The following is a 24,048-nucleotide window of genomic DNA, read 5'->3' on the forward strand; positions in this document are numbered from 1 at the left end:
CCCTATGACCCCTGCCCTATGCCACGATTTCGGCTGTTTCCAGAACGGCGTGCAACATCACGTCTGTGCCTGCCGCCGCCCACTCCTTGGAAATCTCTTCCGCCTCATTGTGGCTCAGACCATCGACACAGGGACACATGATCATCGCGGTCGGCGCGACATCATTGATCCAACATGCGTCATGGCCGGCACCGGACACGATATCCATATGGCTGTAGCCCAGACGCTCCGCCGCAGATCGCACGGCCGTCACACAGCCTGGATCAAACGTCACCGGATCAAAATGGCCCACCGGTTCGATCTCCAGCCCCAGACCCAGTTCATCTGCGATGACCTTGGCCTCGGCTTCATATTGCGCGCGCATGGATGTCAGCTTGTTCAGATCCGGCGAGCGGAAATCAACCGTGAACACCACCTTGCCCGGGATCACGTTGCGCGAGTTGGGGTAAACATCGCACTGGCCGACCGCCCCCACCGCATGGGGTTGATGCGCCATGGCAATCCGATGGGCGGCTTCTGTCATGCGCGCCATACCTAGACCGGCGTTCACGCGCATATTCATTGGCGTGGAGCCGGTATGCGCATCTTTTCCGGTAACGGTGCATTGCAACCACCAGAGCCCCTGCCCATGGGTGACCACACCAATTTCCTTGTTTTCCGCTTCCAGGATAGGCCCTTGTTCGATGTGCAATTCAAACATCGCATGCATTTTCCGGGCACCGACCTCTTCGTCACCCACCCAGCCGATGCGTTTCAACTCATCACCGAAGGACTTGCCCTCCGCATCCTCACGGCCATAGGCCCAGTCCTGGCTGTGCTTGCCTGCAAAGACGCCGGATGCCAACATGGCCGGCGCAAAGCGCGTGCCCTCTTCGTTGGTCCAATTGGTCACCACAATGGGATGTTTGGTCTTGATCCCCAGGTCGTTCAGCGTGCGCAGCACCTCCAGCCCGCCCAGAACACCAAGAACGCCGTCATATTTGCCACCCGTGGGCTGTGTATCGAGGTGCGAGCCCATGTAAACCGGCAGGGCATCGGGGTCGGTCCCGGCGCGCGTGGCAAACATGTTGCCCATGGTATCGAGCCCCATGGTGCAACCTGCCTCTTCGCACCAGCTCTGGAACAAGACACGGCCCGCAGCGTCATCATCTGTGAGGGTCTGCCGGTTGTTGCCGCCCGCAACACCCGGTCCAATCTGGGCCATTTCCATCAGGCTGTCCCACAGCCTGTCGCCGTTGATTTTAAGATTCTGTCCAAGCGACGTCATCTCAGCTTCCTTCCCTGTTGTCCCACTTTTGTGCGGGATCATCTCGGCTTTGCGCCGTTTCGGTGGCTTAGAAACGCTGGTCCTGATTTGACCAACTGGTCAAACTCACGCTATCAGGGTTGCCGATTCAGTCAAGAAATTGAGTCCACTATCTGCCGAAAATACCTCTAACCCTCGAATCTTTGACGAAAATTCAGGCGCAAGCCACACTCTCCGCCATCCGAGAAAGCCCAAAGAGCAAAATGCCAACTGATCGCAGCCCCACCCGGATTCAGAAAAAGAATCGCGCAACCATTCTGGAGGCCGCGCTTGAGGTCTTTTCCAACCATGGTTTTCGCGGTGCAACGGTCGATCAGATCGCCAAAGCGGCCGGGCTGAGCAAACCAAATCTGCTTTATTATTTCCCCTCGAAAGAGGCGATTTTCACCGAGCTGCTGTCCGGCCTTCTTGACACATGGCTGGATCCGCTGCGCGCCTTGGATCCGGATGGCGACCCGCTGGAAGAGATCCTGGCCTATGTTCAGCGCAAGCTGCAGATGAGCCGCGATTTTCCCCGCGAAAGCCGGTTGTTTGCCAATGAAATCGTACAAGGCGCGCCTCGGATGCTCGACAGTTTGAGCAAGGATCTAAAACCCCTGCTGGAGGAAAAATCCGCCCTGATCACGCAGTGGATGGATGCGGGCAAGCTGAACCGAACCCATTCAAAACATCTGCTTTTTTCGATCTGGTCGCTGACTCAGCACTACGCTGATTTTGATGTGCAGGTGCGCACTCTGATGGAGGACGAAGATCCGTTTGACAGCGCGCCCCAACATCTGGAGCTCATGTTCCGCCGCTTGCTCGCGCCAGATCACATCGCCGGATAGCACGCGCGCCCAAGTTTGACGGACAAAATCGGTCGGCAGATGAAACGAGCCGGTAAATCACCCGCAAATCAGATGGACCTGAAACAAAAAACGGCGCCTCCGTCGGGAGACGCCGTATTGATCTAGCTGGCGAAAGGCCTTTGGGCAAAGGGCCTTTGGCTCTTGTTATTCCGCTGCCGTGGACGCCGGGTTGTTCGGATGGGTTGTCCAATTGGCATAGTCGTCAGAGACAACTTTCCCGGTCCGCTCATCAATCTGTCCTGCAGGAACCTGTTCCATCGTGATGCAGCCTTCGACCGGGCAGACGTTGACGCAAAGATTGCAGGCCACGCATTCATCATCTTTTACCGTGAAGACACGATCGTCGCTCATGGCGATGGCCTGATGTGATGTGTCCTCGCAAGCTGCGAAGCAGCGACCACATTTGATGCAATCGTCCTGATTGATCTTGGCCTTGGCCACGTAGTTCAGATTGAGATACTGCCAGTCGGTGACGTTGGGCACAGCCTTGCCAACAAAATCGTCCAACGTGTCGTAGCCTTTGTCATCCATCCACTGGTTGAGGCCGGAAATCATTTCCTTCACGACGTTGAACCCATAGGTCATCGCTGCGGTACAGACCTGCACGTTGCCCGCGCCCATGGTCATGAATTCCGCCGCATCGCGCCAGGTGGTCACCCCTCCGATTGCCGAAATTGGCAGACCGTGGGTTTGCGGGCAACGGGCGATTTCAGCAACCATATTGAGCGCGATTGGCTTCACCGCTGGACCACAGTAACCGCCATGCGTGCCCTTGTCGCCGATGGTTGGCTCTGGCGCCATGGCATCAAGATCAACAGACACGATGGAGTTGATTGTGTTGATCAGGCTGACCGCATCCGCGCCCCCCGCTTTGGCGGCCCGTGCGGGGAAGCGGATGTCGGTGATGTTGGGGGTCAGTTTCACGATCACCGGCTTGGAGTAGTATTTCTTACACCACTCCGTAACCATCTGAATATATTCGGGAACCTGGCCAACGGCTGATCCCATGCCGCGCTCGGCCATGCCGTGTGGGCAGCCAAAGTTCAGCTCGATCCCATCCGCGCCAGTGGCCTCAACCCGTGGCAGGATGTCCTTCCAAGCCTGTTCCTCACAGGGCACCATCAGAGAGACAATGATAGCACGATCTGGATAGTCTTTTTTGACCCGGGCGATTTCTTCCAGGTTCACCTCAAGCGGGCGGTCGGTAATCAACTCAATGTTGTTCAACCCAAGAAGGCGGCGGTCCGCCCCCCAGATCGCGCCGTAACGCGGGCCATTGACGTTCACAACCGGCGGACCCTCGGAGCCGAGGGTTTTCCACACCACTCCGCCCCATCCGGCCTCAAAGGCACGGCGGACGTTATATTCCTTGTCCGTCGGAGGCGCGGAGGCCAGCCAGAACGGGTTCGGAGATTTGATCCCTAGAAAGTCTGCTGTTAAATCAGCCATTTGTCTGTTCCTTACACTGGCAACGCGAGGTCGTAGCCAACCTCGCCGCTGGCTTAGCCGATCAGGCTGGCGTGAATATCCATGGCCGCATCACGACCTTCGGCAACGGCTGTCACGGTGAGATCCTCTCCGCCGGACGCACAATCGCCCCCAGCCCAGACACCTGCGACCGAGGTGCGCCCTGCGTCATCAACTTTGATCTTACGCCCTTCCAAGGCCAACCCGTCGGGCTGGTCCTGCAGGGTCTGGCCAATCGCCTTGTAGATCTGATCCGCAGCCAGGCGCACCGTTTCGCCGGTGCCCTGCAAGGTGCCGTCAGTCGCGCTGGTGTACTCCAACTCGATCTCGACGCAGGACCCATTGCCATGGATCGCCTTGGGCTGGACGTTGAACATCAGCTTGACGCCTTTTGTTGCAGCCAAATCCTGTTCATACCGGCTGGCCCCCATCGCATCACGGCCCCGGCGATAGGCAATGGTCACGTTTTCCGCGCCCAGCAACTTGGACTGCACCGCAGCATCAACCGCGGTCATACCGCCACCGATCACAACCACGTTGCGCCCAACCGGCAGAGACGTCAGATCATCCGCCTGGCGCAGCTCCGCGATGAATTCCACCGCGTCACGCACACCGCCCTTGTCTTCGCCAGTGGCACGCAGCGCGTTGACGCCCCCCAATCCGATGGAAAGGAACACAGCGTCAAAATCAGCCTTCAGCGCATCAAGCGTCAATTCAGCGCCCAGTGATTTGCCGTATTCGACTGTGATGCCGCCGATCTGCAGCAACCAGGCCACTTCCTGAGCAGCAAAATCATTGGTCGATTTATAGGCGGCGATACCAAACTCATTCAGACCACCGGCCTTTGCCTTGCGATCATAGACCGTGACATCGTGACCCAACATCGCCAGACGATGGGCCGCCGACAACCCGGCAGGGCCTGCGCCGACAACGGCAACCGTCTTGCCCGTGGGCTCTGCACGAGAGAACGGGTGCACGCCCTTCTCCATCAACTTGTCCGTGGCGTAACGCTGCAAGCGACCAATCTCGACCGGTTTGCCTTCTGCGGCTTCGCGCACGCAAGCCTCCTCGCAGAGCGTTTCGGTGGGGCATACCCGCGCGCACATGCCGCCCAGAATGTTCTGTTCCAAAATCGTTTTGGCCGCGCTTTCGGGATGGCCTGCTTGGATTTCGCGAATGAACTGCGGGATATCGATGGCTGTCGGACAGGCCGTCATGCAGGGCGCGTCGTAACAGAAGTAACAGCGATCCGCCGCAACAGCCGCCTCGTGCGGCTCATACTGCGGATGCAGATCACCAAAGTTCTCAGCGATCTCAGCTGCGGACAAACGCCCTGCTTCGATGCTGGATGCCTGATGGCTGGTCGCCATTGGGTGTCTCCCTGATGTGTTTCTTATGGAATCACAGTGCCACAGTTTCATTTTTTATCAACTGGTAAAAAATTGAGACGTGCAAAATTACATATCGCGCAACTTTAGAAATAAGCCGTAAAACATTGTATCTTATTACTTACCCCATCCATCCACTTCGTGAAATCGCATAGAAACCCACCGCGCGGCCCCAAAATTCGCGGTGTCAACTCCGCTCAAAACGTCAGCATGACTGCCCCAAAACGCCTAGATTTTCCGCACAGGAGAGACTGACAAAAACAGGTGGAATTCGACCAACACACGCATCGATTCCGACAGCGCAGAAACAAAAAGGCCCCCGCCAATTGGCAGAGGCCTTTTGCAAAATTCAACGGTTGGCAGATCACATGCCAAGCGCTTCTTTGTACATTTCCAAAACCGCCTCTTCTTCGGCGATATCGTCTTTGTCACGCTTGCGCAGAGCGATCACCTTGCGAATGACTTTGGTGTCATAACCGCGCGCCTTCGCCTCGGCCATGATCTCTTTCTGCTGATCAGCCAGATCTTTCTTTTCAGCATCCAGCCGCTCAAATCGTTCAATGAACTGGCGCAGTTCACCAGCGGTCACACGGTAGCTGTCGCTCTTTTCGTCTTCGGTCATGTCCATGGGAGATCCATCCGCAAAATAGAGGTCAATTCACCGTCTCAAATACAAGTGCGCTGACGCCGCCGCAAGCGATGATCGCGCATTTGGCGCGGATGAGATCGGCTTGCCCCAGCGCGTGTAATCCGCTAGGCGGTTTTCTGTCTTGATCGCAGGTCAGCAGACACAATCACAGGCTGACGACGGAGAAAACGATGTTCGAAATTATGGTTTGGGGCGGTGCGGCCCTGTCGGTTGCCGGATTGGCCGGATTGATTGTGAGTGTCATTCGCGTGGCCTCTGCCAAACGGCAGAATCTCAGCGATGAAGAGCTGCGGGCCGCGATCCAAAAAGCCCTGCCGCTCAATCTCGGCGCTCTCTTTCTGTCAGTGATCGGCCTGATGCTGGTGATGTTGGGGCTGAGCCTCGGCTAGTGCCGTCACCGCTCTGGCGCTCCGCGCAGGCGGTTTTGCCCTTGTATCTGCTGTATCCGCTTTGAAGACCCAGAGGGATAGCATCAGGCAGTCTGTTTTGGTCCGTTCAAACCGGCATGTTGTCAAACATGTGGTCAGCGAATTCTTCGTGCAGCATCTGGTCCAAACGCACCATGCGCGGCGGCACACGTACGCCCGCAATGCGCAGACGCGCAAGAACATGGCTGAACTCTGCCCCCAAACGATGCCGGTCGTTGCGATGCGCGGCCAGCAGCATCTGCTCAAGTTGTTGCGCCGCAGCCATCAGCCTGCTCTGCCCTGACGACTGCACCGGTGACTGCGCCGACGACTGCTGCTCTGGTCGTGCCCCGGCATATCCAAAATTCACGCCACCCATTGTCAGTTCCTCCCTCTGCCATGCTTATCAGCCGGTGCAGGCCAACGGCACTGCACGGATTGGAAACGTCCTTGGTCTTGTTGTCTTTGGTCCTGTTGTCTTTGCTCTTGTCGTTTTTATCAGATCAATCGCTCGCCGAACTGGATCGATGGCCATTCGCCAGCCCCCGCCACGCGCCGAGTAGAGCTCTCTTTTATTTTCAAACTGGCGCATCGAGGGTCGGGATCAAGCTGAAGCGGAACTCTGTTTGACCCGCGCGGCGATCTGCCACGGTATTTGTCAGTCCCAACCTGCGCCTGGCCCACCCACGGCACGCTACCTGTGGATAAGGTAGAGGACAAATACACCTTAACAAGATCTTAATGCCGCCACAACGCGTCATCCGGGTGCATTTTACGGTGGTTTTCAGTCCACGTCTTCGCGACACTGAAGACCGGCATGTCACGCTTGAACATATTCACATTTATATATATGTAGAAAAACAGGAGGAGTTCCCATGCATCCAGCCGTTGAAGCATTCTTTGATTTGCAAACAAATACAGTTTCTTATGTGGTCAAAGAGCCAAATGGACGCTCCTGCGCAATCATCGACTCCGTCCTGGATTTTGACCATTCTTCCGGCCGCACGGGCACATCCTCGGCGGATCGCATCATTGCCTGGATCCAGGACCACAACCTGAACGTTGATTGGATCCTGGAAAGCCACGTTCACGCCGATCACCTCTCGGCAGCACCGTATCTGCAGGAGAAACTTGGCGGGAAAATTGGCATTGGCCGTCACATCACCACAGTACAAACCACCTTTGGCAAGGTCTTCAACGAAGGCACCGAATTCCAGCGCGATGGCAGCCAGTTCGACGCTTTGTTCGATGATGGCGACAGTTTGCACATCGGACAGATGCGCGCCGATGTGCTGCACACACCCGGTCACACCCCAGCCTGCCTGACCTATGTCATTGGCGATGCAGCCTTTGTCGGGGACACGCTGTTCATGCCCGATTTCGGCACCGCGCGATGTGATTTTCCGGGCGGATCTTCGCAACAGCTGTTTCAATCGATTCAGCGTATCCTCGCCCTACCCGATGAAACACGCATTTTTGTAGGCCATGATTACAAAGCCCCAGGTCGTGACGATTTTGCCTGGGAAACAACGGTGGGCGAACAAAAAGCGCTGAACATTCACGTCGCGTCCGGACGCAGCATCGAAGAGTTCGTGGCAATGCGCGACAAGCGGGATGCCTCGCTGGCGATGCCCCGGCTGATCCTGCCATCACTGCAGGTCAATATGCGCGCGGGCCACATGCCCGAGCCCGATGCCGAGGGCGACGTCTATCTGAAATTGCCCATCAACAAACTCTGACAGATCCCCCCCTCGCAAAGGAGCGCAGAACACATGGAGACCGCTTGGATCTTTGGCCTCATGGGAGGTATGCTTATCGGCGTGGCGGGCCTGATTTTGCTGCTGGGCAATGGCCGCATCATGGGCGTCAGCGGAATTTTCGGCCGTTTGATCGACGGATCAGCCCCCTCTGATTGGGCGGAACGCCTGACGTTTGTGGCAGGCTTGGCTCTGGCGCCCTTTGTGATTGCGTTGACCCTCGGTGGCGCGCCCACCCATCTGACAAGCAACACTGGCGTCATCCTCGCAGCCGGTGTGTTGGTCGGGTTTGGAACCCGGCTGGCCAATGGATGCACGTCTGGTCACGGGGTCTGCGGCATCTCGCGGCTGTCACTTCGCGGGCTCATCGCCACGCTGGTCTTTTGCGCGGCGGGGGCTGGCACAGTCGCGCTCCTGCGTCTGTTGGGAGTGTTGTGATGAAACGATTCGGCATTGCTTTTGTCTCGGGTGCCCTGTTTGGTGCGGGCCTGCTGATATCTGGCATGACAGACACGCAAAAAGTCCAAGGTTTCTTGGACATCACTGGTTCATGGGATCCCACTCTCGCATTTGTGATGGTGGGGGCGATCCTGCCGATGATGCTCGCTTGGCGCCTAACGCGGGGACGTCGGCCACTGGCAGGCGGGCAATGGCCTGCACACCCAAAATCAGCACCGGACCGCAGATTGATCGTTGGATCCACAATGTTTGGCGTTGGTTGGGGCCTTGCAGGACTGTGCCCAGGACCGGCAATTGCGAGCGTCGGATTTGGCGGTACCGAGGGGCTCCTGTTCCTGGCAGCCATGGCCATCGGTATGATCGGGTCAGGCCGCGTTCTGCAATGGCTAGACCAAGACACAGCAACCGCTTAAAAGACGGGATCATGGACCCACGCATTCTTTCCCCCCGCTACACCGTATCCCCGCAAATTTCAGTCGAAGATCTGAGCCGGATCGCTGAAGCAGGGTATCAGACCATCATCTGCAACCGGCCGGATGAAGAGGTTCCGCCCAGCCATCAGGCTGCAGCGATACAAACCGCCGCCGAAGCGCTTGGCCTGACATTCGAAGTCCTGCCGCTGACCCACCAGACGATGACGCCAGACAATGTTGCACGGCAAAAAGCGATCATTGAGGCAGCAGAAACCCCCGTCTTTGCCTATTGTGCATCCGGCACGCGCTGTTCGGTGGTTTGGGCTCTGGGTCAGGCCAGTGAACAATCTGTCGACGACATTCTACTGGCCGCCGCAAAGGCGGGATATCAGCTGGATGGATTGCGGCCCACTCTTGAGGCCTTGGCGCACAATCAGACTGCAGGCTAACATCTGCGTCCAGACAAGTGTTTGCCGCGCTCAAAGTGGGGCAAACACGCGTTTTTGTTATATCGTTGTATGATGTTGCAATGCCGGATCAACGTCTGTGACCCGGATGAAAAGTAAGCGCTAAAGCGGCAAATGTAGCGGCCAACGCGCGAGCCGCTGTATAGCAGAGCTTTGGCTGGCCCGAGATCAGGCCAAGGCCCTAGCTGTTGTTGCTCAGACCGGCCAGTTCTGCAATCTCGGCCTCTGCCGGTGTGGCACCCAGATCTGGAAGATCAGCAGGCAACCCGGTATCAAGGGTGCCACCAAAATCAGCGCCCAAATCGGCCCCGAGATCCCCACCCAAATCTCCCATCGCAGGCAGATCAGGCAGGCCATCGGCAGCTGGCAACCCGCCAAGGTCACCACCCAGTGGAGCGCCAAGGCCGCCACCGAGATCACCGCCAAGGTCGGCACCCAGATCTGCTCCAAACTCTGCATCAAAATCAGCGCCCAGAGATCCCAGGTCGCCACCCATGTCCTGCATCGGATCCTGCAGGCCCTGCGCTGCAATGGATAGGTCCATTGGGGGCGCCAAATCCATGGCAGCCGGTTCGCCGCCGCCCATCTGAGAAACAAAAGAGCCGTCATTCCCGGTTTCAGAGGCCAGGGCGTTGGGGTCTGTCAACCGCACCGCACGGGCACCGTTCATCTGGCCGAGCCGACCCTGCGCAATGGATTGACCCGTGATGGAAATCATTTCCGTCTCGTAGAGGAATGCCTGATCCAGCGGTAGGATATCGCCTTCTTTCAGGTCAGAGAACGTATTTGCAGGGACCTGCATCTTGCACAGAACAGCCCGCAGTTCAGCCCGCATGGCACCCATGTTGCTGCCAAGAGACGGACCCACCTGCCCGTTTGCACCTGAGAGATCCTTCTCCTCGGGCGCAGGTTCGGGCAGTACAAGTTTCAGCGTGCCTTGCATCGCACCGCAGGACAAATCCAGCGTCAGATCAATGACGCGATAGTCCTCGGCCTCCATCCCCAATACGAGGCTGCGCACGTTTTCGATCTGGGCACCGAAACGGTATCCTGAAAAAATCGCCTCGTCCGCCTGGCCCGCCAGCATGGACACCACTTTGGCGAACACCCGCTCCAGAAAGTCCGCAACCATAGCTGCATCGGTTGGTGTATAATTCCGCTCACTCGGTGCTTTGCCAAGGACCAGACCCATGGTCTGCTGCTGGATCAGTGCGGTGACCGCGGCTGCATCCAAGGTCGCGGCACCAATGCGTCCTTCTGGGCCATCCAGCAGGATCAACAGATCACTGTCAGAGAGATTGGCTGCCAGATCTTCGGGTACGCGGTTGGCCTGCCGGGCTGCCAAAACCGCCGCAGGAAGATCACACAGATCGGCCGCCGCACGCGCAATCGAGCGGCGCAGCGCCTTGAGGGTCAGGGAGCTGGAGAGTGCGCTTTTGCCCTCTTTGGTTGCGGCCAATTTACGGGCGACGCCACCTCTGCTGCCTGCAGCTTCTGTTTCGGTTTCTTCTTCTGCCATAGGTTGTAGACCTGCCCCTCACGCACCGGTTGCTACTGGTTTAGCCCGAGAATGGTTACCAGAGCCTTTACGCGCAGGATTTAACTTACTTTTTCCTGGTTCAATTTCAGCGACACGCGGAAAATGCCGCCAGTCTCATTTGGGAGATACGCAATGTTGCCACCAAGCCGCTGCATGATCTCCCGGCAGATCGCCAGCCCAAGACCTGCACCACCGGCCATTTCCGGACTGACACGCGAGAACTTCTCAAATACAGTGGTCCGGTGCTCAGGCGGAATGCCTGCACCGTTGTCTGCAAAATCAATGATGATCGCAGCTTCAATCTGGCGGGCCGAAATGCGCAACACAGGTTCTGCAGCAGTGCAGTATTTTTCAGCATTGGCAATCAGATTGATGAACACCTGCGAGAGCCGGTCCAAATCGCTGGACAATCGCAAATCATCGGTTGCGGCATCACGCAAAACCTGCAACCGCGTTGACCCATCCGCCAGCGCGGTCGCCACGGAATGGTCCAACACATCGCCAAGCCGCCCTGCGCTGAAATTGAGCGACACCTGCCCATTTTCCAGCACGCTGAGGTCCAGCAGATCATCGAGCAACCGGGTCAGCCGCTGTGCTTCGTCATGGATAATTCCGGCATAACGATTGTGCTCTTCTGCATCCAGCGTGCCGGTGTCGCGCAGGATTTCGGAAAACGCCCGGATCGATGTCATCGGCGTTCGCAATTCATGGCTAACCTGGCTCAGAAACGCATCTTTCTGTTGTGATATCTGGGTCAGTTTCTCATTCGTTTCTCGTAGCTTGCGGGCCGTTCTTGACAGTTCAGCAGACTGCGTCTCCAGACGGTTGGAATATTCCAAAATCTGCGCGGTTTCATCCGCAACAGCCAGCAGATCCTGCACCGATACGGAGGAGCCACCAACAATCTGACCCACCATCGCATGAGCCGCCGCGGTGCCAATCGAGGCGCTCAGCTCGCGCTCCAGTCGCTCCAGAAACGCTGGTGAGGGCTCAGGCAGCGGCCCTCTGCCCCCCTGTTTCTTCAGCTCCTGTTGAAAAAACAACTGAGCTTCCTGCGCGCCGAGAATACGCTGCGACATGATCATCAGATCTTCGGCCTGCGCCACCGATCCAACCCACCCACGTGGCCCGGTCGAATGCTCGAACACATCCACAAACTGCGCACCCTGCAGACGCTCCAACGGGCTCGGAAATGTGGCGAGCGATGCAACCAAAAAGGCCGAAGTGTTCAACACCAACGACCAGAACACCGCATGGACGGTCGGGTCCAATCCGGTGATGCCAAACAGCGCATGTGGCCGCAGCCAGGCCATGCTCCAAGGGCCCTCCGCCATGATGGAGGCTGAAAAAACGCCTCCGCCCAGCGCGGGCAACAACATCGTGTAGAGCCAAAGCACAAAACCAACGCTCAAACCGGTGAGAGCGCCCACACGGGTCGCACCCCGCCAGAACAGCCCGCCCACCAGGCTCGGCAGCAGTTGCGCCACGCCGGCAAAGGCGATCAACCCGATGGAGGCCAAAGCCGCGCCACCACCCGATACGGTGTAATACAGATACCCAAGCCCCATGATGCCCGCGATGGACAAACGGCGCGCCATCAAAACCACGTCACGCACATCGCCTGACACCGAGGCGCCGACCTCTTGCCAGCGCAGCCATATCGGCATCACGATGTGGTTTGACACCATCGTCGACAACGCCATGGCAGCCACGATGGCCATCGATGTGGCCGAGGAAAATCCTCCGATAAAGGACAACATCGCCAATCCCTGCTGCCCTTCTGCCAATGGCAAAGACAGCACAAAGAGATCGGGATTGGAGCCTTCGGGCAGCCGCTCCAACCCAATGGCGGCAATGGGGACAACAAAAATGGAGATCAGCAACAGATAGAGAGGAAAGGCCCAAGCCGCGATCCGCAGATGACGTTCATCGTCGTTCTCCACCACCATGACCTGAAACATACGCGGCAAACAGACAAATGCCGCCGCAGACAGAAAGGTGATGGTGGCCCAGCGGCTTTTGTCCACCTGCCATTGTCCGATTGCCGAGGCATCGATGCGCTCCATAGTGGCGGCAATCCCACCAGACAGCCCCCACACCACAAAAATGCCCACCGCCAGAAGCGAAATCAGCTTCACCACCGCTTCAAGAGCCACCGCCATAACCACACCGTGATGGCGTTCATTGGCGTTGAGATTGCGCGTGCCAAACAAGATTGCAAAAACAGCAAGCCCTGTGGCGACCCAGAAAACGGTTTGCGTTTCATTCACGCTGCGCAGCGGGTCCGCTTCGGCGAAAATAGAAAACGACAGGGTGATCGATTGCAGCTGCAATGAAATATAGGGGGTTGTGCCAATCACCGCGAGCAGGGTGACGCTGATCGCCAACAGATTGGACTTGCCATAGCGAGCCGACAGAAGATCTGCGATGGAGGTGACCCTTTGGCTGCGGCCAACCCGCACCAGTTTGCGCAGCCCCCACCACCAGCCAACCATCACCAGTGTCGGGCCGAGGTAGATCGTTATGTACTCCAACCCAGAGCGCGCCGCATAGCCAACTGCGCCGTAGAACGTCCAGGCGGTGCAATAGATCGAGAGCGAGAGCGTATAGATCAGCGGCGAGCCCATCCAACGGGCCTTGTTGCGTCCCCGCGCATAGCGATCCGCCGCAAAGGCCACGATAAACAGGATGGCAACATAGGTCAGGCACACAAAGGCCAGCAGATTAAGCGAAGCCATTACTGCGGCGTCTCCGATGCTGGGTCGGGCCGCTGCGTGGGCTGAAAGACGGGCTGCATTGGTCCAACCACGTCTTGGTCGTGGCCCGTTGCGTCATTCTGCAAGGCGTCGCTGGTCCAATGGTCTGCCCAGCGCCGCACAGCCAAGCCAAAGAGAAACGCCATCAGTATAAGCAGCGCCCAGATTGCCAACACATAGGTCATGGCGGAAGACAAAGGCATCGCATCTGTTTGGCCAGGTCCCTCAGCCACGGGCCAGAGCAGCGGGATCAAAAACAAAAGCGCCCCTGCCGCAGGCAACAGTCGCGCGACGTCCATCAGCCTGCGTCGTCTATATGTTTTGCGTGCAACAAAAGGCGAAGAGCGCTCTGCGGCGTCCCCGGCACCGTCTCCGCGCATCATCCCGATTTGGACCGGGGCCGCGCGTGGGTCTCATCACTTGTCGCCGCCCCCATCGATGACAGCGACACAGAACCCACCGCTGGTTGCGCCGCAAGCCTGGCTTGGGCATGCAGATCGCGCACCGCTGTCAAAACTTCGGTGTTTGAAAAGGGTTTGGTCATGAAGCGGGTTACCCCCGCCTCCTCCGCCATTGTGCGGTCTTTCAACTGGCCACGCGCCGTCAGCATCAGCACCGGCAGTCCCGGCAACTCTCCGCCCTCGCGCAGGTCACGGATGATCTCCAGACCGCTTTTGCCAGGCAGCATCAAATCCAAAATCACCAAATCCGGCTTGGCCGCACAAATGACCTCGACTGCGTCGCTCCCGTCAGAGTGGGTGTCTACATCCCATCCATCCCGAGTGAGCAGAAACCGGATCGCTTCGGTGATATTTGGTTCGTCTTCGACCAGAACAACATGTCTGCTCATGTTCGAACTATCCTCCAATGCGCAAATATCAGTGACTTAACACTGATCCTCGCGTCCTCCCTGCTGGCACCGTAACGTTTAGGGAGCCGGTCTGTCAAAACTCTTCGCGCAACAATGACGGTTCGCGCCGCGCCGCACAGCGATTGTAAGAACAGACCCGACAGCTGGCGCCAACAACCTGGGCCTGCGGGGCAACCTCTTTCGATGGTACGATCAACATGACCGCCCGATACAAAGGATCCCGATCCAAGCCGATCGCTCGGTGGGGCCAGGACACCGCAAAACACTCATACCCGTGGTCGCCCCTGCTGTGCTGAACAACCTGTCGGCGCAGCGGCTCTTGTGGGCGAGTCAGCGCTGTGAACAGCGGCCATGTCGCGCAGGAGGCGCCAAATCGTGGCAGTATGAAGCCAGGCGCGGATTTGCGAAAGAGGATCGCCCCGGACGCGTCGCACACCACAAGGCCGACGGCCTGCCCCAACATAGCCTCCGGCAACAACCCGACGCGGCGCAAAACAGTGGCCATGTCGCAGCGAAAGCGATGCGCGACATGGTCGAGATCAAACCCGCGGGCGTTCAGTATGTCTTGTAGCGGTTCAAGTGGAATGGCCCTGGCGTCGGCGCAGTACTGTTGCAGGGCTTCCCGCGCGATCAAACGCGCCGCCTCACTGAGCAGGCTGCTGGCGTCCGCGATCACCTCTGCGATGAGAGCGGGCTGCGCTTCGGGTTTGGCCTGTTCAAGCGCTGGAAAATGATACCCTGCGTCGGCAAAGAAACGGTCCACATCTTCCTGCGGCACACCCCTGCGCTCATCGCCAGTGTCACTTTCGTCCAGAAAACTGACCAGCAACCGACTGCTGTCCGCGAGACGCTGGGAGTCCTGGTTCAGGTTCTGGTGAAAGCGGTCGCGCCATTCCGGGTCCAGTTCGCCCGGTTCGGCCAGAATAGCGGCGGTTGAACGAATGGCTGCGGCCGTCGACAGAACTTCGTGCATGGAGGCGGCAAGCTGAGGATCATGGGTCAACCGGTCCGAAAGCGTTTGGACGATCCGCTCTAGCCCCGTGATGCGCTGCTGCTGTTGGGCCAGAACCTCGGCCCAACCCGGAAAGCGCCCGGCAAATTCATCCGGCTTGTCCAATTCGGCAATCGGCCGGGGCAGCCCTGCCGCGGCCTCGCGCAGCGATGCCAGCAGGGCGACCTCGGCTCCTTCGGTCAGCATGGAGGGTTCAACCGCCAGCACTCTTGCCAGGTTCAGCAGCAGTTTGCCCCCAATTTTGCGCCGATTATGTTCGATCAGATTGAGATAGGAAGCCGAGATCCCCACCTGGCGGGCCAATTCAGCCTGTCGCAGCCCAAGCATCAACCGCCGCTCCCTGATCCGGCTGCCCGTCAAAGTATCCCGTCCCATGGCCCCTACCCCCTTACAGAACCAGCCAGATCTCGGTTCATTCTGCACTGCAACATAACTTAATTTACAAAATTCACCGACTTTCTGTTCATTTGTTTACAGAATAACCCGGCGTTTCAAGGGTTTTATTGCGTGACTTTACAGCCACCTCCCATACTGCCTTTGCACGATAACGTGCTGGCGTTGGCAGAATTGAGGACCTGTCGGCATCAATCACATTAGGGAGGAATACATGTCCAAGACTGACGTAAGCCGTCGCGGCCTGCTGAAAACCGGTGCTATCGCCGGCGCAGGGGTGGCGATGCCGACCATCTTCACCGCGCAAAGCGCACACGCATTCACCAACGAACCCACCGGCGGCACCGTAACACTGGGCTTCAACGTGCCACAGACCGGTCCGTATGCGGACGAAGGCGCAGACGAACTGCGCGCCTACCAGCTGGCGGTCGAGCACCTGAACGGTGGCGGCGACGGCGGCATGATGAACACCTTCAGCTCCAAAGCGCTGCAAGGGAACGGTATTCTGGGCAAGAAGGTCGAATATGTCACCGGCGACACCCAGACAAAATCCGACGCAGCCCGCGCCTCGGCGAAATCCATGATCGAAAAAGACGGCGCCGTCATGATCACCGGTGGTTCGTCCTCCGGCGTGGCGGTTGCGGTGCAGGCGCTCTGCCAGGAAGCAGGCGTCATCTTCATGGCCGGTCTGACGCACTCAAATGACACAACCGGTAAGGACAAGCGGGCCAACGGCTTCCGCCACTTCTTCAACTCCTACATGTCAGGTGCCGCACTGGCGCCGGTTTTGGCGAATGCCTATGGCACAGATCGCAAAGCCTATCACCTGACAGCTGACTACAACTGGGGTTACACCACCGAAGAAGCGGTTCGTTCCTCGACCGAAGCCATGGGTTGGGAAACCGTCGCGGCCGTGAAAACACCGCTGACGCAGACTGACTTCTCCTCCTACATCGCACCAGTGCTGCAGTCCGGCGCAGATACGCTGGTTCTGAACCACTACGGCGGCAACATGGTGAACTCGCTGACCAACGCGGTCCAGTTCGGCCTGCGTGACAAGCTGGTCAACGGCAAAGACTTCCAGATCGTGGTTCCGCTCTACTCTCGCCTGATGGCGAAAGGTGCCGGTGCAAATGTGAAGGGCATCTTCGGGTCCACCAACTGGCACTGGTCGCTGCAGGACGAAGGCTCCAAAGCATTCGTCAAATCCTTCGGCACCAAATATGGCTTCCCACCCTCGCAGGCGGCACACACCTGCTATGTACAGACCTTGCTTTATGCGGACGCTGTTGAACGTGCGGGCTCCTTCGCGCCTTGCGCCGTGGTGGAAGCGCTGGAGGATTACGAATTCGACGGTCTGGGCAACGGCAAGACGCTGTATCGTGGCGATGACCACCAGTGCTTCAAGGACGTGCTGGTCGTGAAGGGTAAAGAAAACCCAACATCCGAATTCGACCTGCTCGAAATCGTCGAAGTCACACCAGTGGCACAGGTCACCTATGCACCGGATCACCCGCAGTTCTCGGGTGGTGCATTGGGCACCTGCAACAACGGGGCCTGATCCCGCGCGCTGAGGCGCCATAACACGTGGGTGGGGGCGCCGTCTCCTGGCCTCCCCACCCCCCTGTTGCCACTCCCCAAGATGCTGCCCGACACGGGTTTCAATCGCTTTTCGCAATCACACTCTCGAAGGGTGGGACCATGGACGCTATAATCCTCCAAATCCTGAACGGGCTCGACAAGGGCTCTGCCTATGCGCTGATCGCGCTGGGTCTAACACTCATTTTCGGCACCCTTGGCGTGGTGAATTTCGCGCACGGCGCGCTGTTCATGATCGGTGCATTCTGCGCCGTCACCCTGAGCCGGATCCTGACACTGAGCCATACGATCATCGACGAAACAAAGACCGACTTCCTCGGCAACCCGCTGAAGGTCGATGTGCCTTATGTACACGACATCTTTGGCGTCGCGGCCGGTAATGTGATCATTGATTGGGCTGTCCCGCTGGCCATTTTGTTCGCAATCCCCGTCATGATCGCCGTCGGCGTGATCATGGAGCGCGGGCTGATCAAACATTTCTACAAGCGCCCCCATGCCGACCAGATCCTGGTGACCTTCGGACTGGCGATCGTGCTGCAGGAAGTGATCAAGTACTTCTATGGCGCGAACCCAATTCCGACCCCCGCACCAGAAGCCTTCAAAGGGTCTTTTGATTTTGGTGCCGCGGTTGGATTTGATCCGAACCTGATCATCTATCCCTACTGGCGCATCATCTATTTTTTCTTTGCCACTTTGATCATCGGCGGCGTCTTTGCCTTCCTGCAATTCACCACCTTTGGGATGGTCGTGCGCGCTGGCATGGCGGATCGCGAAACAGTGGGTCTGCTGGGCATCAACATCGACAAACGCTTTACCATCATGTTTGGCATCGCCGCCGCCGTCGCGGGCCTGGCCGGTGTGATGTACACGCCGATCAATTCCCCCAATTACCATATGGGCATGGATTTCCTGGTTCTGTCCTTTGTGGTGGTGGTTGTGGGCGGCATGGGCTCACTGCCCGGTGCGGTTCTGGCGGGGTTCCTACTGGGCGTGCTGGAAAGCTTTGCCTCCATGCGGGAAGTCATCGACATCATTCCAGGCATCAACCAAATCATCATCTACCTCGTCGCGATCATCATTCTGCTGACCCGCCCACGTGGCCTGATGGGCCGCAAAGGCGTGATGGAGGACTAAGACAATGTTCAAACTTGAAAAAACAGATCAGACGCTGCTCATCGTTGTCGGCATTCTGACCCTCTTTGCCCCCTTCATCCTCAATCCGTTCCCCGAGGGCAGCGCCATGGCGCAGTTCAACGCGGGCTACCCGGACTTGATGCAGCGGTTTGTGATCTTCGGCATCTTCGCCATCGGCTTCAACATTCTGTTTGGTCTGACCGGCTATCTGTCCTTTGGTCACGCCGCCTTCCTGGGTGTCGGATCCTATGCAGCGGTCTGGATGTTCAAACTGCTGAGCATGAATGTCATCCCAGCGATCATCCTGTCTGTGGTTGTTGCTGGCCTTTTCTCTCTGCTCATCGGCTTCATCAGCCTGCGACGCTCTGGGATCTATTTCTCCATCCTGACACTGGCGTTCGCGCAGATGATGTTTGCCTTGGCCTATTCCGTGCTGACGCCGATCACCGGCGGTGAAACCGGTCTGCAGCTGGCTTTGGATGATCCCCGCATCTTCGGCGCGAGCCAGACGCCCGAGGGCAACATCCCTGTGCCTGGCCTGTTCGGGCTGGAAATGCGCGACAGCTTTGATCTGGTGATGGGCAGCTGGGTGTTTACCTTCAACATCGGCTATTACTTCTGCGCGATGGTAATGATTGCCTCTTTCTACCTGGCGATCCGCATCTTCCGCTCCCCGTTTGGTCTGATGCTGCGCGCGGTGAAATCCAACCAGCAGCGGATGAACTACACTGGCCTGAACACCCGCCCCTACACCCTGGCAGCATTCGTGATTTCTGGCATGTACGCAGGGCTCGCGGGCGGTCTGATGGCCTCCATGGACCCGCTGGCTGGCGCAGAACGGATGCAGTGGACAGCCTCTGGCGAAGTCGTTCTGATGACGATCCTGGGCGGTGCTGGAACGCTGATCGGTCCCGTGCTGGGCGCAGGCTTCATCAAGTACTTCGAGAACATCTTCTCCAAGATCAACTCCACCATCCTGCACGAGTGGTTCGCCTTCTTGCCAGATGGTCTGGAAGATTTCATCGTCGCCATTCTCTACCCGTTCATTGGCAAAGGCTGGCACCTCACCCTGGGCATCCTGTTCATGATGGTGGTGATCTTCCTGCCAGGTGGGCTTGTCGAGGGCGGTCAACGGATCCGATCCTGGCTGCAGAAGCGCAAAAGCGAAAAGAACACGCCAAACGGCTCAACCGAACCAGCGGAATGAGGAGGAGAACCAATGGGTATCCTTGAAGTCAAAAATGTCGGCAAACGGTTCGGCGGTCTGCAGGCGCTGTCCGATGTCAACCTGAGTGTACGCGAAAACAGCGTACACGCCATCATCGGCCCGAACGGGGCGGGCAAGTCCACCCTGCTGAACTGCCTTGTGGGGAAACTGATCCCGGACACAGGGTCGGTGATGTTTGATGGTCAGTCCGTTCTTGGCCGCGCGCCTTATGAGATCAACCAAATGGGCATCAGCCGCGTGTTCCAGACACCAGAGATTTTTGGTGATCTGACCGTGCTGGAAAACATGATGATCCCCTGCTTTGCCAAACGCGACGGCGCCTTCGAATTGAATGCGATCAGCGCCATCCCGGCACAGCGCGATATCATGGAACAGGCCGAACACATGCTGGAAGACATGAATATGGCCGATAAGCGCCATATGCATGCGGCAGCCATGTCCCGCGGTGACAAGCGGCGGCTGGAAATCGGCATGTGTCTCAGCCAGCAGCCGCGCCTGTTGCTGCTGGACGAGCCAACAGCCGGTATGGCGCGGGCCGACACCAACAACACCATCGACCTGCTGAAACAGATCAGCGATGAACGCGACATCACCATCGCCATCATCGAACACGACATGCACGTGGTGTTTTCACTTGCAGATCGGATCACCGTTCTGGCGCAGGGCACCCCACTGGTCGAGGACGATCCTCAGAACATCAAAGGCAACCCGAAGGTGCGCGAAGCGTATCTCGGTGAGTCGGCGTAAGGAAAGCCGCTATGAATGTGAAACCGGATTTTTCCAAACACGCCAATCACGCAACCACGGCCCCAGCCTTCCTGTCGGTGTGGGACATGCACGCCTACTACGGCGAGAGCTATATTGTGCAGGGCGTCTCCTTCAACGTTCATGAAGGCGAGATCCTGGCCCTGCTGGGACGCAACGGGGCTGGCAAAACGTCCACCCTGCGCTCGATCGCACGCACCGGATCGCCATTGGTGACCAAGGGTGAGATTTGGCTGGATCACCAGCCGCTGCACAAGATGAGCTCTCACGAGGCGGCCACGGCCGGGCTGGGCCTGGTGCCTGAAGATCGCCGCATCATTCCCGGTCTGACCGTGGAGGAAAACCTGCAGCTGGCCCAGATCGCCCCACCAATCGGCTGGTCGCTCGAACGCCTGTACGAGCTGTTCCCCCGTCTTGGTGAGCGGCGCAAACAAGAGGGCGTTACCCTCTCCGGTGGTGAACAGCAGATGCTGGCCATTGCACGGGCGCTCGCACGCGACATCAAGGTGCTGCTGCTTGACGAACCCTACGAAGGTCTGGCCCCCGTGATCGTGGATGAGATCGAAAAGACCCTCGTGCACATCAAGGAGCAGGGCATCACCACCATCATCGTGGAGCAGAACGCCGTGCGTGCCCTGGAGCTCGCGGATCGAGCCGTCATCCTCGACACCGGTGGAATTGTTTTTGATGGGTCCGCCGCCGACGTGCTGGAAAACGAAGAACTGCGCGCCGAATATCTCGCGATTTGATCGACACACTCCCCTTCTTGCCGGATTGGTCTCCGGCATAGGCTGACTCGGGCCGATGTACGCATCGGCCCGCTTTTATATTCTCCCTTAGCACGGCCTACAGACTGCCCCGCAGGACAGAGCTGCATGTGACAAACCGCGTGCGCCCTTTCGCTCCGCGGCACTCAGATTCGCTTGGCTTTGCGTCTCAACAGAGGTTATCTGCCTCCATGACCGATCTCGCATTCGATTTTGCCCCTGTTGGTATTGCCCTTCTTGACCGGCGGGTCATCCAGCGCTGCAACCGCCAGTTTGCTGACACCTTCGGCGGTGATCCGGACAGCTATGCGGGTGTACCGATCGCCGAACTTTACCCCAGCCAAGAAGATTTTCGCCGTATTGGCGACAGGCTGCAGCAGGAAGACGCAAAATCAGGGCATTACAACGATGAACGCATCATGCGCCGGCGCTGCGGAACGCTGTTCTGGTGCCGCGTCAGGGGGCGCTCTCTCACCCCAAAAGAGCCTTTTCGCACAGGCGTTTGGACCTTTGCAGATATCTCGGATGACCGGCCCGTGGTTTCGCTCACCCCGCGGGAGCGAGACGTGGCGATCCTGACCTGTCGGGGTCTGTCAGCCAAGGAAATCGGCGCAGAACTGAACCTGTCCTATCGCACAATCGAGACACATCGCGCGCATCTTCTGGAGAAATTCGGCGCCCGAAAACTGCCTGAACTGGTGGCAAAACTGACCGGCATGCCGCTCTGACACGGTCGTGTTTCGAAGAATTTGCAAAGCCCGCAACCATATCGCATGTTGTATCCAGCCTTGAGGGTGCTTTCCTTGTGGTAAAGCATCGCCTATAAGCGCCACCAAGCATATGCCCGCAGACCGGTGCGGGATTGTCGGAATCGGCTGAGGAAAAAATGACAAACAAGACCCACGAAGCAGATGTTTCTTTCATTAAGGCACTGGCAGAACTGCTGCGCGACAACGATCTGACCGAACTTCAGGTCAAGCGTGACTACGGCGAAGATGACAGCCTGAACGTCCGGGTGTCGCGTCAAATCACCGTCGCACCAGCCGCCCCCGTGCAAGCTGTTGCAGCTGCAGCGCCCGTAGCGGCCGCGCCCGTGGCGGCGGCACCTGCGGCGGCTGCAGCTCCCGCTGCGGCGGAGGACCCGGCAAGCCATCCCGGCGCAGTGACCTCACCGATGGTCGGAACTGTCTACACCCAACCAGAACCAGGTGCGGCAACCTTCATCAAGGTCGGTGACCAGGTCGCCGAAGGTGACACACTGCTGATCGTCGAAGCAATGAAGACGATGAACCAAATCCCAGCCCCCAAAGCCGGTACCGTCAAGCGGATCCTGGTCGAAGACGGTGCTGCGGTCGAATTCGGATCTCCGCTGGTCATCATCGAGTAAGGATCTGATATGTTTGATAAGATCCTGATTGCCAACCGCGGTGAAATCGCCCTGCGCGTGATCCGGGCCTGCCGTGAGATGGGAATTCAGTCCGTGGCGGTGCATTCAACCGCCGACTCCGATGCGATGCATGTGCGGATGGCCGATGAATCTGTCTGCATTGGCCCGCCCTCTGGTGCCCAGAGCTATCTGTCGATCCCGGCGATTATTTCAGCCTGCGAAATCACCGGCGCTCAGGCGATCCATCCGGGCTATGGCTTTCTGTCGGAAAATGCGAATTTTGTGCAGATTGTCGAAGATCACAGCCTGACCTTCATTGGCCCAACCGCCGAACACATCCGGGTCATGGGCGACAAAATCACCGCCAAGGACACCATGAAGGAACTGGGCGTACCCTGTGTCCCAGGTTCTGATGGTGGCGTGCCGGATCTGGCTGCTGCGAAGAAGATTGGCGCCGAAATCGGATACCCCGTCATCATCAAGGCGACCGCCGGTGGCGGTGGACGCGGGATGAAAGTCGCTCAGACCGCGGATGACATGGAACAGGCGTTCATGACCGCCCGTGCCGAAGGCAAAGCCGCCTTTGGCAACGACGAGGTCTATATCGAGAAATACCTGACCACGCCGCGCCATATCGAAATCCAGGTCTTTGGCGATGGCAAAGGCAATGCCGTGCACCTTGGCGAGCGCGATTGTTCGCTGCAACGGCGCCATCAGAAGGTGTTCGAGGAAGCCCCCGGCCCCTGTATCACCCCAGAAGAACGTGCCCGCATTGGCAAAACCTGCGCTGACGCTGTGGCCAAGATCAATTACATCGGCGCTGGCACCATCGAATTCCTCTATGAGAATGGCGAGTTCTATTTCATTGAAATGAACACCCGCCTTCAGGTGGAACACCCTGTAACCGAAGGGATCTTCGGGGTGGATCTGGTGCGCGAACAGATCCGAGTTGCCGCCGGTCTGCCAATGTCGTTCGGCCAAGACGATCTGACGATCAACGGCCATTCAATCGAAGTGCGGATCAACGCTGAAAAACTGCCGAACTTTGCGCCGTGCCCTGGGAAAATCACCCAGTATCACGCGCCCGGTGGTTTGGGCGTCCGCATGGATTCCGCGCTGTATGACGGCTATTCCATCCCTCCCTACTACGACAGCTTGATCGGGAAACTGATCGTGCACGGGCGGGATCGACCAGAAGCCCTGGCCCGTCTCAGCCGCGCCCTGGGTGAACTGATTGTTGATGGCGTGGACACCACTGTGCCTTTGTTCCATGCATTGCTGGAAGAAAAAGACATCCACACCGGTGACTATAACATTCACTGGTTGGAAAAATGGCTTGAAACCAATCTTGTCAGCGGCTGATCATTGCCATTGTACCGACCAGGGCGACCGTAACACTTCGCCCTGGCCACAGCCTCGCGGCGATTGCCCGCAC

At 58.0% G+C, this 24,048-nt stretch carries 24 protein-coding genes; 14 read left to right on the forward strand and 10 right to left on the reverse strand.

The window, feature by feature from the left end:
- Positions 1-16 precede the first annotated feature (16 nt).
- Positions 17-1,267 (reverse strand): Zn-dependent hydrolase, encoded by a 1,251-nt coding sequence (locus Q0C28_RS11515; protein ID WP_293575910.1) that lies wholly within the window; start codon positions 1,265-1,267, stop codon positions 17-19.
- A gap of 242 nt (positions 1,268-1,509) precedes the next feature.
- Between Q0C28_RS11515 and Q0C28_RS11520 the strand changes: the two genes are divergently transcribed.
- A complete protein-coding gene (locus Q0C28_RS11520; protein WP_293575912.1) occupies positions 1,510-2,133 on the forward strand; it encodes a TetR family transcriptional regulator C-terminal domain-containing protein in 624 nt (207 codons plus the stop codon).
- A gap of 165 nt (positions 2,134-2,298) precedes the next feature.
- Here the strand turns inward: Q0C28_RS11520 and preA are convergent, their stop codons facing one another.
- The 3 genes from preA to Q0C28_RS11535 form a co-directional block, all read right to left on the reverse strand.
- A complete protein-coding gene (gene preA, locus Q0C28_RS11525; RefSeq protein WP_293575914.1) occupies positions 2,299-3,603 on the reverse strand; it encodes an NAD-dependent dihydropyrimidine dehydrogenase subunit PreA in 1,305 nt (434 codons plus the stop codon).
- 53 nt (positions 3,604-3,656) lie between these two features.
- On the reverse strand, positions 3,657-4,991 hold the full coding sequence (locus Q0C28_RS11530) for an NAD(P)-dependent oxidoreductase (RefSeq protein ID WP_293575916.1): 1,335 nt from the start codon (positions 4,989-4,991) through the stop codon (positions 3,657-3,659).
- Between the two features lie 382 nt (positions 4,992-5,373).
- Positions 5,374-5,637: a DUF2312 domain-containing protein gene (locus Q0C28_RS11535; protein ID WP_293575918.1), complete on the reverse strand. Its 264-nt coding sequence runs from the start codon at positions 5,635-5,637 to the stop codon at positions 5,374-5,376.
- Between the two features lie 191 nt (positions 5,638-5,828).
- Between Q0C28_RS11535 and Q0C28_RS11540 the strand changes: the two genes are divergently transcribed.
- Positions 5,829-6,047, forward strand: coding sequence for a hypothetical protein (locus Q0C28_RS11540; protein ID WP_293575920.1), 219 nt, complete (start codon positions 5,829-5,831; stop codon positions 6,045-6,047).
- Positions 6,048-6,153: 106 nt separating this feature from the next.
- Here Q0C28_RS11540 and Q0C28_RS11545 read toward each other — a convergent pair whose 3' ends face one another.
- Complete coding sequence (locus tag Q0C28_RS11545; RefSeq protein WP_293575922.1) at positions 6,154-6,444, reverse strand: hypothetical protein; 291 nt, start codon at positions 6,442-6,444, stop codon at positions 6,154-6,156.
- A gap of 496 nt (positions 6,445-6,940) precedes the next feature.
- Here Q0C28_RS11545 and Q0C28_RS11550 point away from each other — a divergent pair, with 496 nt between their 5' ends.
- Genes Q0C28_RS11550 through Q0C28_RS11565 form a run of 4 tightly spaced genes read left to right on the forward strand, consistent with a single transcriptional unit; the run spans position 6,941 to position 9,143 of the window.
- Entirely contained in the window at positions 6,941-7,804 is an 864-nt protein-coding gene (locus Q0C28_RS11550) for an MBL fold metallo-hydrolase (protein WP_293575924.1), read from the forward strand.
- A gap of 33 nt (positions 7,805-7,837) precedes the next feature.
- The gene (locus Q0C28_RS11555) at positions 7,838-8,260 is read left to right on the forward strand and encodes a YeeE/YedE thiosulfate transporter family protein (RefSeq protein ID WP_293575926.1); all 423 of its coding nucleotides are present in this window, start codon (positions 7,838-7,840) and stop codon (positions 8,258-8,260) included.
- Positions 8,260-8,694 carry a DUF6691 family protein gene (locus Q0C28_RS11560; RefSeq protein WP_293575928.1) on the forward strand — a complete coding sequence of 145 codons (435 nt, stop codon included), beginning with the start codon at positions 8,260-8,262 and terminating at the stop codon, positions 8,692-8,694. The genes Q0C28_RS11555 and Q0C28_RS11560 overlap by 1 nt, the downstream gene beginning before the upstream one ends.
- A gap of 11 nt (positions 8,695-8,705) precedes the next feature.
- Positions 8,706-9,143: a TIGR01244 family sulfur transferase gene (locus Q0C28_RS11565; protein WP_293575930.1), complete on the forward strand. Its 438-nt coding sequence runs from the start codon at positions 8,706-8,708 to the stop codon at positions 9,141-9,143.
- 199 nt (positions 9,144-9,342) lie between these two features.
- Here the strand turns inward: Q0C28_RS11565 and Q0C28_RS11570 are convergent, their stop codons facing one another.
- From Q0C28_RS11570 to Q0C28_RS11590, 5 genes are all read right to left on the reverse strand, one after another.
- Positions 9,343-10,680 (reverse strand): FliM/FliN family flagellar motor C-terminal domain-containing protein, encoded by a 1,338-nt coding sequence (locus Q0C28_RS11570; protein ID WP_293575932.1) that lies wholly within the window; start codon positions 10,678-10,680, stop codon positions 9,343-9,345.
- An 80-nt stretch (positions 10,681-10,760) separates the two neighbouring features.
- Complete coding sequence (locus Q0C28_RS11575; protein WP_293575934.1) at positions 10,761-13,439, reverse strand: ATP-binding protein; 2,679 nt, start codon at positions 13,437-13,439, stop codon at positions 10,761-10,763.
- A complete protein-coding gene (locus tag Q0C28_RS11580) occupies positions 13,439-13,756 on the reverse strand; it encodes a hypothetical protein (protein ID WP_293575936.1) in 318 nt (105 codons plus the stop codon). The genes Q0C28_RS11575 and Q0C28_RS11580 overlap by 1 nt, the downstream gene beginning before the upstream one ends.
- An 80-nt stretch (positions 13,757-13,836) precedes the next feature.
- On the reverse strand, positions 13,837-14,307 hold the full coding sequence (locus tag Q0C28_RS11585) for a response regulator (RefSeq protein WP_293575938.1): 471 nt from the start codon (positions 14,305-14,307) through the stop codon (positions 13,837-13,839).
- 94 nt (positions 14,308-14,401) lie between these two features.
- Positions 14,402-15,715 (reverse strand): helix-turn-helix domain-containing protein, encoded by a 1,314-nt coding sequence (locus Q0C28_RS11590; protein WP_293575939.1) that lies wholly within the window; start codon positions 15,713-15,715, stop codon positions 14,402-14,404.
- A gap of 232 nt (positions 15,716-15,947) precedes the next feature.
- Here Q0C28_RS11590 and Q0C28_RS11595 point away from each other — a divergent pair, with 232 nt between their 5' ends.
- From Q0C28_RS11595 to accC, 8 genes are all read left to right on the forward strand, one after another.
- Positions 15,948-17,294: an ABC transporter substrate-binding protein gene (locus Q0C28_RS11595; protein ID WP_293575941.1), complete on the forward strand. Its 1,347-nt coding sequence runs from the start codon at positions 15,948-15,950 to the stop codon at positions 17,292-17,294.
- 140 nt (positions 17,295-17,434) lie between these two features.
- Positions 17,435-18,466 (forward strand): branched-chain amino acid ABC transporter permease, encoded by a 1,032-nt coding sequence (locus tag Q0C28_RS11600; RefSeq protein WP_293575943.1) that lies wholly within the window; start codon positions 17,435-17,437, stop codon positions 18,464-18,466.
- Positions 18,467-18,470: 4 nt separating this feature from the next.
- Positions 18,471-19,673: a branched-chain amino acid ABC transporter permease gene (locus tag Q0C28_RS11605; protein WP_293575945.1), complete on the forward strand. Its 1,203-nt coding sequence runs from the start codon at positions 18,471-18,473 to the stop codon at positions 19,671-19,673.
- 12 nt (positions 19,674-19,685) lie between these two features.
- A complete protein-coding gene (locus Q0C28_RS11610; protein WP_293575947.1) occupies positions 19,686-20,441 on the forward strand; it encodes an ABC transporter ATP-binding protein in 756 nt (251 codons plus the stop codon).
- Positions 20,442-20,452: 11 nt separating this feature from the next.
- Entirely contained in the window at positions 20,453-21,208 is a 756-nt protein-coding gene (locus tag Q0C28_RS11615) for an ABC transporter ATP-binding protein (protein WP_293575949.1), read from the forward strand.
- Between the two features lie 209 nt (positions 21,209-21,417).
- Positions 21,418-21,954 (forward strand): PAS and helix-turn-helix domain-containing protein, encoded by a 537-nt coding sequence (locus Q0C28_RS11620; protein WP_293575951.1) that lies wholly within the window; start codon positions 21,418-21,420, stop codon positions 21,952-21,954.
- 158 nt (positions 21,955-22,112) lie between these two features.
- Complete coding sequence (gene accB, locus Q0C28_RS11625; protein ID WP_293575953.1) at positions 22,113-22,613, forward strand: acetyl-CoA carboxylase biotin carboxyl carrier protein; 501 nt, start codon at positions 22,113-22,115, stop codon at positions 22,611-22,613.
- A gap of 9 nt (positions 22,614-22,622) precedes the next feature.
- Positions 22,623-23,975: an acetyl-CoA carboxylase biotin carboxylase subunit gene (gene accC, locus Q0C28_RS11630; RefSeq protein ID WP_293575955.1), complete on the forward strand. Its 1,353-nt coding sequence runs from the start codon at positions 22,623-22,625 to the stop codon at positions 23,973-23,975.
- Positions 23,976-24,048 lie beyond the last annotated feature (73 nt).

Origin of the sequence: Phaeobacter sp., from assembly GCF_022825805.1 — a bacterium.
Lineage (GTDB): Bacteria > Pseudomonadota > Alphaproteobacteria > Rhodobacterales > Rhodobacteraceae > Phaeobacter.